The organism is Tolumonas osonensis (assembly GCF_014202415.1).
Taxonomy (GTDB): Bacteria; Pseudomonadota; Gammaproteobacteria; order Enterobacterales; family Aeromonadaceae; genus Tolumonas; species Tolumonas osonensis.
The window spans coordinates 373,761-385,985 of sequence record NZ_JACHGR010000001.1; the positions used below are offsets into that span (position 1 = coordinate 373,761).

The window sequence follows — 12,225 nt, forward strand, 5'->3', positions numbered from 1 at the left end:
GCCGACTATGTATCAAGAACTGACAGACCGACTGACCAGCGGCATAGCACGCTGTGTCACCGAAGAAGAAGTACGATTTCTCTGGCTGAGCGAACTGAAAAGCACGCTGGGCGTGCAATTTCAGGCTGAACGCGAACGAAACGATGCCTACTACAACGGTGTTGTCATCGAATTCAAGAATGCTGGCCTGTTTGGCGGAAAGACCAGCAGTCCCGCATTCAAGGAGGCGGTGTACGACCGTCTGGATAAGTACATCAAGCGCCGTTCAGAGAATGAAGGTGAAGACCCCGCAGACTACATCGGTATTGCGACAGACGGCTGCCATGTCGCCTTCGCTTTTATGCAGGACGACCAAATTGTGCATCGCCACCTGATGCCGATCTGCGAGTCATCGGTGTCGTTGGTCGCACAGGCACTGAAAGACGCCAAGCGCCGTGCAGTCACCCCAGAAAACCTGATTGAAGATTTCGGCCACATGTCCCCAACCGGTGCAGGCATGATGCAGGCGCTAGCTGATTCGCTCATGAGCCAGTTGGCCACGAAAGGCCCGAACAAGATCAAGATGCTATTCGAGGAATGGCGTCACCTGTACGGGCAGGTGGCCGATCTGTCGGTCAATCAGGTTGATGACATCTTGCGCAGCATTGGCTTTAATCTGACCTGCAAGCAAGCAACAGCATCATTCCAGCCGCACTATTTGTAATTCACACCTATGACTCTCTCCTCATCAAGCTGCTCGGTGCCGAAATCGTCTCCATGCTTGACGACCATACGGCTTACAAGGGCTTTGCCGAGGCAGCTTCGGTACTTGGTGATGGCGAACTGACTCAGCGCATTGCCGCCGAGATCGAACGCGGCGAATTCTTTAGCCGTGCAGGGATTCAGGGTTTTGTTGAAGAGGCCATTTTCAGTTGGTATCTTGACGCGGCTACCGATCCGGCACATGGAGACGACATCTGCCGTGGCCTGCGGCAAGTTCTGGTTAGCCTAGCGATGTACCGCACTGACAATCTGACCGTAGCCCGTTCTCGGGACGTGCTCAAACACTTCTACCAAGACTTGGTGCCCGATGCGCTGCGCAAGAGCTTGGGCGAGTTCTATACCCCGGACTGGTTGGTAGAGGTCACGCTCGACAAAACCGGCGTCTCTGACTGGATCGATAAACGCTTCCTTGACCCAACTTGTGGCTCTGGATCGTTCCTGCTGGCAACGATCAAGCGCATTCGTCAACAAGCCGAAGAGGCGGGTTGGTCACAAAAAGCCACGCTGGAACATATTACCCATAGTGTATGGGGCTTCGACCTTAACCCCTTGGCTGTGCAAGCGGCACGGGTCAATCTGCTGATTTCCATTACCGATTTACTGGCGGCCTGCCCTGGCTCTCGCATTGAACTGCCGGTTCTGCTGGCTGATGCGGTGTATTCACCTGCTCGCAATCCAGACAGCGATGAAGACACAGTGGAGTACACCATCGGTAGTCAGGTCGCCAACCTGAAAGTGACCTTGCCTGCTGCTTTGGCTCTGGATCGCAAACGCCTCGACGCGGTGTTCTCGACTATGGGGGAACTGGTTGAAGCAGATACCGACTACCCTGACGTTGAGAAAAAGTTGATCGCTCGTCGCCAGTTAAGCCAAGGGGAAGCCGATTCTTGGCGTTTCCCTTTGTCGGAAACCTATGGGCGGGTGCTTGATCTGCATCGCAAGAACTGGAATGGCATCTGGTTTCGCATCGTGCGCAACTTTTTCTGGTCGGCCACTGCTGGAGAATTTGACGTAGTGATCGGTAATCCGCCGTGGGTGCGTTGGTCGAAGCTGCCGGAGTTGTATCGGGAGCGGGTCATGCCAACCTGCCGCGACTATGACATCTTCTCCAGTACGCCGCACCATGGCGGCAATGAGCTGGATATCTCTGCGATGATTTCTTACACGGTGTCCGATAAGTGGCTAAAGGAAGAAGGCCGACTGGCCTTCCTGGTCACGCAGACCCTGTTCCAGTCTCCCTCATCGGAAGGCTTCCGGCGCTTCCGCATCAAGGATGGCTATAACCTGATCCCCGAATCGGTAGACGACCTCAAGTCGCTTAAACCCTTCCCGGATGCGGCCAACAAGACGGCCATTTTTGTTGCCAGCAAAAGCCGGTCGCGTGTTCCTAGCTACCCGCTCCCCTACTATGTATGGAATGCTGCGCCTGGGGCCAAGAAAGTCATTTCGGCGTCACTGGACAAGGCCGCCGCGCTGTCCGGCGTGATCATTGACCAGCAGGAGGCTACCCCCGTTGGAGGTGCAGGCTCTCCGTGGGCGGTACTGCCAGTTGGGGCGTTTGTCTCGATGGCCTGCCTGACCGGACAAAGCGAGTGGGCACAGGGCCGCAAAGGCGTCACCGTGGACTTGAACGGGATCTATTTCGTGTCAGTCACCCGCATCAGCGAAGACGGCAACTTGGTACAGATCGAAACCCGCCCCGAGGCAGGCAAGACCAACATTGGGCCAAAGCAGCGTCATTGGATTGAGCCGGACATGCTCTACCCGTTACTGAAAGGAGCCAGCGACTTTTCGGCTTGCTACGTCAGCCCGAAAGACGAGCTGTATGCCTTGGTGCCGAACCGGGGCATTACCAAGGAAGAGTACGATGGAGCCGAAGCGCTGATCGATGCCGATATGCCACAGTTGGGCCGCTATTTCGCGTCATTCAGCGAGCTGCTGGCCCGTCGTTCGACCTATCGCGGGCGGATGCCTAACGCACCGTACTACGCCGTCTACAACGTCGGAAACTATACCTTCGCGCCATGGAAAGTGATATGGGCAGAGCAGAAGGATTTCTGCGCCGCTGTCGTGTCCACTGCTACCGTACCGGGTGCTGGCGAACGGGTTGTCGTGCCCGACCACAAGTTGTTCTTTGTGGATTTTGATGCAGCAGAACCGGCGTACTTTCTGTGCGGCATGCTGAATACTGCGAAAGTGCACCAGTTCATCGAAAGCCACGTCATCAAGACCCAAATTGGCAACGTGTTCAAGCATCTGAGCGTGCCGCAGTTCGACGCGAAGAACCCACGGCACCGTGAACTGGCCGCACTAGTCGAGCAGGCGCACGCCGAACACGATCAGGCTAAACGGCAGGTGCTGCTGGCGAAAATCAGCGACCTCGGCAGCAGGCTGCTGTAACAGCGACATTCAAACAGAAGTGCAAGAGGGAGGCCGCATGCAACATGACGACATTCGCCATCGTTACCGTTGGCAGTTCAAAACAGGATGGGGAGTCGATAACAGAGTGCCGGATAGATGGCTGTCGGCTATATCCTCCCTATGCGCCAATGTCGATGTGCTGATTCAAGGCGAACTACGTGAAGGCTTTCATTGGCTGGATATCAAAGAAAAAGCATAGGATGCTGTCGGTGTCTTATGCGGCTCCAGCATCCTAGCTGCCGGTTGATGGACTTGGCAAGCCGTTGTCTACATCGAGGATATGCCGCCCTCGCTACAGGTCCATTTCATGACGTGGCTGGAGCAGCAGCCGCTGTCCATTTCTCGCCCTCCGCTTGGCTTGCCAATACGGGGACAAGCCTACTTTGCTGAGGACGTACTGACTTCGATGGATTCCACCCCTCATTAAATGCACAAAGCCCGCGATCTTGCGGGCTTCTGACTTTGTGCGTTTGCTACATAATTCCGCTAATTTGTTGCCTTGCTTAACCAATCGCGGATTGTTTTTGCGTCAGAAAATGGGATTTTGACTCCCTTTTTTGAACATAGCTTTTCAAGCTCTGTCATTAAGCCGTTAGCATTATTAACGAGCCCTTCCAATTTGGGGTGTATCAAGATCAATGTTTTAATCATGTCTGATTGCTTAGCCGTGACTCTAAATTTGTTCTCGGGCAGGGTTTTTAATTCTTGTTCTCTATTTTTCTGAGCTAGTTCCGTATTGTTATAAATATTATCCAACACTCCGCCACCGTGAATGGCTTTGTATAATCGTTCAAGATCTGGACGAATTATGTAAATATCATTCAATTTCGGATCACTAACGCGGGTGTCATTTGGTGTATGAATGATTCCTCGGTATGTCCAACCATTTTCATCTGGTAGTGGGGAAAATATTTTAATCTCATTATCTATCCCACCTAATGAACCAAGTTCAGCAAGCACATCAGAGATATCCAGAATATAAAATGGGTCTATTGCCCAAAATCCTTCAAAATATACAGGAACGTCACAAACATCTTGAGCAGTCATTTTCACCAGATCATCATGAAAGTACTCACTACTGAATGACTGGTCAAAGCTGGAATATAAAGAAATACGAGTTAAATCATAAGAATCCTCATATATCGCACGAATAAAATCAGCAATTTCTTCGGTGCTTTTGGCTTTATCTACTTTTTCTATATCCAGTAAAAGACCTGACCCAGCGCCATTTAGACACAACTTTATAGCACCAATACTTCCCCAATGAAGTAGGTCTTGAACCTCACAATCCAATAATCTTGAAGCTCTTTCTAACGTGCAATATTCAAGCGGTAATAAGTTTTTCATGCTGCGCCCCTTGCGCTACCTGATTTGTTACTGGGTCAGGCTGGCAGGGTATCCAGCTTTTCGATTGGCCGATCTAGGCCCAGTAAATACTGGTTATGCTGTTCGATTAAATGTTGCTGGTATGACGTTTTCTTGCGGTTCTGCCAGTAGTTCCAGACGGTCAAGATAACGATTCAATACCTGTAATTTTTCCTGCAGATACTCAGCCCGGTTGTAAATACTGAACACTCCACCAAGTTCATGACCTGCCAGCAATTCGACAACGTGTGGAGGTGCGCCTAAATCCGCATTCTTAGTGATGAAGGTGTGCCGCAAATTATGGACAGTCCAGCTCTCTTTATGCTTTAGCCGTTTGTAAAATCCTCTGGTGTTCTGGCTAACGGCTGTATCTTCTTTAAATTCACCAAGGATAAATGGCCCTTCATTTCGTTGACGCATATCCACCAGCCAAGGCAAAACCCGATCTGGTATTGGTCTGGTGATTCTATTTCCGTTTTTGCTGTTTTCTTTAGGTACCGTCCAGAGTTTATTTTCTAAGTCCCATTCATCCCAGGTTGAAAGCCTAACCTCTTTCGTTCTGGCACAAAAAACCATGATCAGCTTCATCAGGTCTCTGTAATACGGCTGTACACCATCATTCATTAACCAGCACCACAAATCCCTAAGCTCATTATCTGTAAGTACTCTGTCGTCTTTTGCCTGTTTCTTGCCTACATCAGGGATTGTTAACCGCTCCAAAGCCATGCTGGTGGCATAGCCGCGCCTATCACAATATCTGAGCGCTTGTTTACACATTTGCAGGACATAACCAGCGGCAATCGGTGAACCTTTACGGGTTATTGCCTCCAAAGCATCCAGCCAGTGCCTGCGATCAGTTAGGTGTAGCGGTAGCGAACCAATGACGGGGTAAATGTGTGCGCTTAACTGCGCCCTGTGGCGCTCATGGTTTTTACGGTTATAAACGGCATAGTTATCAAGCCAGTACTCAAGGGCATCCTTTACAGTGATAGGGGCCAATGATTGCTGGCTTTCTTTATCCAACATGAATCGAGGGTCTTTGCTTTCCGCCAGCCATGCTCGGCATTTGTCTTTTAGTTTTCTCGCTGCTGCTAGTGGCAGATCAGGGTATTTACCAAGACACAGGCGTTCTCCCTTACTTTCTCGTCCACCAAGCCGGTAGCGGTAATACCACGTTAGATTGCCGCTAATCTGTGCTCTGAGTGTTAATCCGTCACCATCAGCGATCCATGTTTCCTTTTGTGGCGGGTTTCTTAGCAAAGCCTTTAGTTTGTTATCGTTTAATTTGTTAACACTCATAATGACTTACCCGCAAGACCATGTGACATACCATGTGACACACCATGTGACACACCATGTGACACACGTAGTATAGTATCTATGCGAATTTAAAGGAAACAGGCAGAAACAAAGAGAGGGTAAAATACACATATATCACTTATTTATCATCAAGTTACTAACAATAAGCAGATACATCATGAAGCAATGAGAAATTATTATTTTGATAACTGGATATGAACTAAGTTCCTACCGATAACGAACCGGAATGCACCGCCATTTATTTGCCGGTGCATTTTTATTTCTAGGTGGGGGAAACCCGCTGAATGAGCATCATGTGAGTCAGCGGTTCAATGAAGCAATTCGAAAGATTTCCGCGCTGTTTACGGAAAAACAATGCGTTATTGTGCATCTCAGCCGCTATCGAAACAATTTCCGGTCATTTCCGCTGTTATGAACGATACTTGAGGTAAGGAACCAGGGAAGAATGTATCGGAAAAAACAGTTCAGGAAGGTGTGAGATGAAACAATTCATTGTGACTCCTCATCGGTTACCTCCTTATCACGAGCAACAGATACGCCGTATTATTCATACGATTGAAAAAATGCTCAGACAGAATGACTCCGATAAGAAACGATGACAGGTTATGTTATCGTTCTGACCGACTGACGAATTACCAACCGTTTTTTCAATCAGGTCAGCAGGCAGGAATACCGGCGCTATAAAAAACAAAACCCGCCAGATGGCGGGTTTGAGATAAAGACCGGATGAATTACTGAACCGGAGTATAACCTGGCTGCACAACAACCGGTGCTGCACCGGAATTGGTGTTGCTGACCAGAGAAGCGGTGGTACGACCACCTGCATCAACTAAACGTACACGCGAGCCAACCTGGAAGTTAGGATCGTTAGCCTGTACCACGGCGATGGACTGGCCATTGTCCAGACGGATTTCAAGCTCCATGCCAGTGGTTTTGTTAGCCTGGTTCTGGATCGCATTACCTGCCAGACCACCAGCAACCACGCCGCCCACGGTAGCCAGTTGCTTACCGGTACCGCCACCCACGGAGTGACCCAGAATGCCACCCACAACAGCACCCGCAACCGCACCTACCGGCAGATTGCTGCTGTCATCCTGAATAGTAACCTGACGAATATTAGTTACAGTACCGTAACTGACGTTCTGTACAATACCAGCACGATTTCCCTGATAAACATCCCCGGAATGGAGATTGGTACATCCCGCAGCAACGAACATTGAAGCGACAACGCTCAAAACGACACCTGATTTGAATTTCATAAGAGCCCTTCCATTACACAATTTTTTCATCGCACCCTAATAATAAGAATATGGTGCATTACTACGGTGACCCTGATATTCAGTCAATGGCTGTAATATCGCCTATCTGGTTAAATATCCACGGCAACGATATAACTTTCCGGGACAAGACGCAATCTACTGCAAATCTGTTGCGTTACAATATGTACGACCTTATTTGAGAATAGATCATGCAGCAGGTATTTCAGGATATATTCAGCGTTATTACCGAAGAAGAGCTATCGGAACATACCCATCAGCTGGTGTATGCCCGGGATACCTGTTCCCCCCCTTTATACGCTTTTCAGGTGACGTTTCCCCGCCTGGAATGGGTTTTGTCCGGCAACTATCAGAATATACTCTGTGACAGCCATGGCGACAAAATCGAACAGCGTCTGACGACCGGACAGTTTCTGTTTGTGCCGGCCAACTGCTGGAACAAACCGGTATGGGAGGAGGATGTCTGCGTACTGAGTCTGTTGTTTGGCCGCCGGCAACTGGGCCTGAGTCTGGTGAACTGGAGTCAGCAGCAACAGAAGTTTATCGATGTGCAGAAATACAGTTATCCGCTCTCGGTGAAAAGCCCGGTGCACAGCATGTTACAGGCGCTGAGCGATTTGCAGCCCTCCGGAGCACAGAATCCACGTAGTCTGCAACTGCAGCTCATGAGCATACTGGCGTTTACCCAAGAATTGCTGCATCAGCCACAACCGGAAAAATATCAGCGGGCACAAAGTGTGTTTCAGCGGATCTGTATTTACGTGCAGGAAAACTTTCATAAAAACATCAGCCGGGAGACTGTCGCCCAGCGGTTTAACATCAGTCCGAATCATCTGTCCCGCCTGTTCCGTCAGCAAGGTCACATGAATTTCGCGGATTATATGGTGTATGTGCGCATCGACCGCGCGAAGTTTATGTTGCGTCGTTACCCGATGCATCTGGAGGAAATTGCGCATCGCTGCGGGTTCCGGGATACCAACTATTTTTGCCGGGTGTTCAAGAAAAAGACTGGCCGGACACCGACCGAATACCGCCTGGAAAAATAACGACGTCTTATATCTTTAATTCTTGCCGCAATACCTCACAGAGTGCCTGTTCATCCGGAGCCTGGCGCAGTTGCTGACGAAACTCCTCGTACATGATGCGGCGCGCCAGCCGGGAAAAAATACGCAGATGCTGTTCTCTGCCTTGCCGGTTGCTGAGAGTCAGCATGATCACCAGATCCACCGGCCGGCCGTCCAGCGCATCCCAGTCAACCGGTTGCGCCAAACGACAAATGGACAGTGCCGAGTGTTCGATTACATCGGACACCGCATGCGGGATCGCAATACCATGACCCAGCCCGGTGGAATAGGCCTCTTCCCGTGACCAGAGCGCCTCTTCCAATTGCAATGGTTGCGTGGTACAACCGGTCAGCCAGAGATGATCCGCCATTCCCTTGAGCACTTCGGCTTTGTTCCGCCAGTCCTGCCGCAAAATGATGTTTTCCGGACGCAGCATCGGACGAGGTTCACTAACCTCCGCGGCAGCCAGTAACGTCAGCACCTGCTCGCGGCTATCGGCATCGCATACCTGCCGGAGCAGCTGACGGCACCGACCGGCATGCAACTGCAATAACGCGCTTTTGTGCCCGCTGATCTGCCTGGCTGACAGACTGATTTCATCCAGACCCAGTCCGAGCAGTAACGGCAGAAAACGCGGATCCCCTCCCAGCTCGCCGCAAAGACCAATCCAGCGGCCATGCTGATGCGCCTGCGTCACAATCTGTTGTAGCAACAGCCACAACGCCGGATGCGCATAGTGATAGTAATGGGCCACCCGGGGATTGTTCCGGTCTACGGCCAGCAGATACTGCGTCAGATCATTGCTGCCGATACTGAAAAAATCCGCCTGCGGACAGAAGGCCTCCAGTTGTAGTGCGGCGGCCGGTATCTCCAGCATCATTCCCAGCGCAAAAACGGCATAAGGCTGCTGCGCCGCCCTTAATTCCGCGATTTCTTCATCAATGCGTTGCCGCACCCAGTGCAGCTCTTCCGGTTGTGACACCATCGGTAACATGACTTTCAGCGGACCGTGACAGGCCGCCCGCAGCAAGGCCCGCAGTTGTGAGCGAAACAGCGACTCGCAGTGCGGATAAAGCCGTATCCCGCGCAGCCCGAGAAATGGATTCAGTTCCGGCGGTAATGTCAGATAGGACGCCGGCTTATCCCCCCCCATATCGAAGGTGCGGATAATCACCGGCTTTCCATCGGCGGCCTGCAGCACTGCCCGGTAGATCTGGTACTGCGTTTCCTCATTCGGCGGGGTGTCCTGACCGATAAACAGCATTTCGGTGCGAAACAGACCGATCCCTTCGGCACCGGCCTGAAAGGCTGCCACGGCATCTGCTACCGAAGTGATATTGGCCGCGATTTCCAGCCGCTGCCGATCCGCGCTGTACCCGGCAGAATGGTTTTGTTGCTGTAACTGCTGCCGGTATTGCTGTTTTACCTGTAACGCCAGCGCATAGTAACGTTCCGCCACCGCATCCGGCTGCAGCAGACAGCAACCGAGTTCGGCGTCGGCAATAATGGGTTGTCCGGCCATCGGCAGTAACCGCTGATCCGTCAGCCCCGTCAGCACCGGAATACCGGCCGCCCGGGCCAGGATGATGGTATGCGAGGTTTGCCCGCCCTTGCTTAGCAACAAGGCCTGCAGATGGGTTTTATCCAGTTTAAGGAACTGACTGGGGGTCAGATCATCCGCCAGCACCACGCTGGCCGCTCGCAGTGCCGGTATTATTTCCCCGGCTTGTCCGGGATAAAGCAGTGTCAGCAACTGCTGACAGACATCGCGCAGATCCAGTTCGCGTTCCTGCAGATAATGGCTTTCGGATGTCCGGAACTGAGCCTGAAAATGAGACTGTGTCTGCCGGATTGCCTCGGCGGCTGAAGTTACATCCGGCAAAAAATGGTGCAGGACCTGCTGAAATTCACGATCCGCGACCAGCGATAAATGTGCCTGCAGCACCTGTGACACGGGGGCGTTCGCCTGCTGCAATTGTTCCTGGAACTGTTCCTGCAACTGTTCCAGCGCAGACTGTAACCGTTGCTGACGCTGCGTCAGCGATTCCGCCAGCACTGCCAGTGGCAAAACCGGTTCTTTGGCCGACATCACGACCAGTTCGCCCCGACCAATCCCCGGACTGACCGCCACGCCATACACCAGCGGACTTTGGGTCGCCTGCAGACTGCGCGGTATCTGAACAGGACCGAACGAGTTAGCTTCGGTTACCGCTTCCTGCAGCTCATAACGCAGAAAATGCAGCAACTCCCGAGCCGCTTTACCGGCATCATCACCTGACAACCGGAGTTCACACAGATCGCCATATAAGGTATCCGTTCCCAGCAAGGCCAGGACGCTTTTAGCATCCGCGCAACGCCCGTTTCGCTGGTTGCACCACTCAATCCGGGCACGGAACCGCTGGCAGACCACCTCTAACTGTGTGGCCGGCCGCGCATGCAGGCCATGCGGCAGACTGCAACGATATTCAATTTTGTAACTATCCATCATATCGCGCTCCCGGCCGCTCCGGACAGATCACCCTCAGGCTTCCAGTCGTTTAAAGACCGCTTTGGGATCTTTCAGTACATCCTGAATAGGGACTTTCAATACCGTCCGGTTATCGAAACGTTCCTCGCCTTCAATGACAATATCGATTGCCATCAGTACCCTGTCTGCCGCTTTGATGTCATGGGACGAGAGTTCGTTTTCGATCCCCATCGCGCCCTGTGTTTCCACCTTGATCTCATGCCCCAGCGCTTTGGCCGTCGCCATCAGCTTCTCCGCTGCCATGTAGGTATGGGCAATGCCGGTCGGACAGGCAGTCACTGCCACGATTCTCATTGTTCGCTCCCTGTTATCATTCCTGTTCGGCTACCACCGGGGCGCCGGAACGGGCTTTAAGAAAATTAGTCAGTAACGCCGTGACCACCACACCAACCGTGATCGCCACCAGGTACATCAGCCGGTTGTCTATCACCGGTAACACAATCGGACCGCCATGCGGGGCGTGGTCGGCTACGCCGGACAACATCGCAATGACACTGCCAACCGCCGAACCAAAACAGATCGTCGGAATGATCCGCAGCGGATCGGCAGCCGCAAACGGGATCGCGCCTTCCGTAATCCCGATACATCCCATCGCCAGCGCTGCAGAACCGGCTTCCTGTTCCTGGGCTGACCAGAGTTTTTTATTCAGTTTGGTCGCCAGGCCCAGCCCCAGCGGCGGAATACAGATTGCGGTGGCCACCGCGCCCATGATGGTCGGATTGCCTTCGGCGATCATGGCGGAACCAAAGAAAAAGGCAGTCTTATTGATTGGCCCGCCCATATCGAACGCCACCATCGCGCCCAGCACCGCTCCTAATACCACCGCATTCGCCGTGCCCATGCCTTTCAGCCATTCCGCCAGAAAAACCATGGCATTGGCCAGCGGCACCCCGACGACTTCAAACATCAGCGCACCGACAATCAGGGCCGACAGAATGGGGATGATCAGGATCGGAGTCAGCGGCCGGAATGCCTTGGGAACCGGCATCTTTTTCAGCAACTCGACGACCCAGCCGGCGAGTAATCCCGCCACCAGCGCCCCGATAAAGCCGGCATGGATCGTGGCGGAAATCTGTCCGCCCAGCATCCCGGCTACCAGTGCCGGTTTGCCGGCCCGGGCATACGCGATATAACCGGCCAGCACCGGCAGCAGCAACGCGAAGACCTGATTGCCGATATCCACGATCAGCTTCAGTACAGGGGAGCCACTGAATGACGGCCCCTGCGCCGTCATCGGAACAAAAGCCACAGCGAGCGCAATCAGGATCCCGCCACTGGCAATAAAAGGGATCACGTGAGACACGCCGGTCAGCAGATACTGCTTATAGCGCTGCAGCTGTTCTTTCATATCTGGCTCCATTCGTGTTCGGATGTGTTGTTATTCTTATTAAACGGATCATTATTCCAGCCTGACGACAGGACGGTATTGGAAAAAGCACTCATCAACTGGAATTTTGTAACATTAATAAGGCTTTGTGACTGAGATCGG

Annotated in this window: 10 protein-coding genes; 4 read left to right on the forward strand and 6 right to left on the reverse strand. The window is 52.3% G+C overall.

The window, feature by feature from the left end:
• The first annotated feature begins 7 nt into the window (after positions 1–7).
• From HNR75_RS01685 to HNR75_RS01695, 3 genes are read left to right on the forward strand one after another with little or no spacing between them, the layout of a single operon-like run.
• Positions 8–703, forward strand: coding sequence for a hypothetical protein (locus tag HNR75_RS01685; protein ID WP_188025271.1), 696 nt, complete (start codon positions 8–10; stop codon positions 701–703).
• A 53-nt stretch (positions 704–756) separates the two neighbouring features.
• On the forward strand, positions 757–3,162 hold the full coding sequence (locus HNR75_RS01690; RefSeq protein WP_188025272.1) for an Eco57I restriction-modification methylase domain-containing protein: 2,406 nt from the start codon (positions 757–759) through the stop codon (positions 3,160–3,162).
• Between the two features lie 37 nt (positions 3,163–3,199).
• Entirely contained in the window at positions 3,200–3,382 is a 183-nt protein-coding gene (locus HNR75_RS01695; RefSeq protein ID WP_188025273.1) for a hypothetical protein, read from the forward strand.
• 287 nt (positions 3,383–3,669) lie between these two features.
• Here the strand turns inward: HNR75_RS01695 and HNR75_RS01700 are convergent, their stop codons facing one another.
• The 3 genes from HNR75_RS01700 to HNR75_RS01710 form a co-directional block, all read right to left on the reverse strand.
• Positions 3,670–4,530 carry a hypothetical protein gene (locus HNR75_RS01700; protein WP_188025274.1) on the reverse strand — a complete coding sequence of 287 codons (861 nt, stop codon included), beginning with the start codon at positions 4,528–4,530 and terminating at the stop codon, positions 3,670–3,672.
• A 93-nt stretch (positions 4,531–4,623) separates the two neighbouring features.
• Entirely contained in the window at positions 4,624–5,847 is a 1,224-nt protein-coding gene (locus tag HNR75_RS01705; RefSeq protein WP_188025275.1) for a tyrosine-type recombinase/integrase, read from the reverse strand.
• A 752-nt stretch (positions 5,848–6,599) separates the two neighbouring features.
• Entirely contained in the window at positions 6,600–7,127 is a 528-nt protein-coding gene (locus HNR75_RS01710) for an outer membrane lipoprotein (RefSeq protein WP_223157718.1), read from the reverse strand.
• A 209-nt stretch (positions 7,128–7,336) separates the two neighbouring features.
• Between HNR75_RS01710 and HNR75_RS01715 the strand changes: the two genes are divergently transcribed.
• Positions 7,337–8,191 (forward strand): helix-turn-helix transcriptional regulator, encoded by an 855-nt coding sequence (locus tag HNR75_RS01715; protein WP_223157719.1) that lies wholly within the window; start codon positions 7,337–7,339, stop codon positions 8,189–8,191.
• A gap of 7 nt (positions 8,192–8,198) precedes the next feature.
• Here the strand turns inward: HNR75_RS01715 and ptsP are convergent, their stop codons facing one another.
• From ptsP to HNR75_RS01730, 3 genes are read right to left on the reverse strand one after another with little or no spacing between them, the layout of a single operon-like run.
• A complete protein-coding gene (gene ptsP / locus HNR75_RS01720; RefSeq protein ID WP_188025277.1) occupies positions 8,199–10,697 on the reverse strand; it encodes a phosphoenolpyruvate--protein phosphotransferase in 2,499 nt (832 codons plus the stop codon).
• 33 nt (positions 10,698–10,730) lie between these two features.
• Positions 10,731–11,030 (reverse strand): PTS fructose transporter subunit IIB, encoded by a 300-nt coding sequence (locus HNR75_RS01725; protein ID WP_188025278.1) that lies wholly within the window; start codon positions 11,028–11,030, stop codon positions 10,731–10,733.
• A gap of 16 nt (positions 11,031–11,046) precedes the next feature.
• Entirely contained in the window at positions 11,047–12,084 is a 1,038-nt protein-coding gene (locus HNR75_RS01730; protein WP_188025279.1) for a PTS fructose transporter subunit IIC, read from the reverse strand.
• Positions 12,085–12,225: the final 141 nt, after the last annotated feature.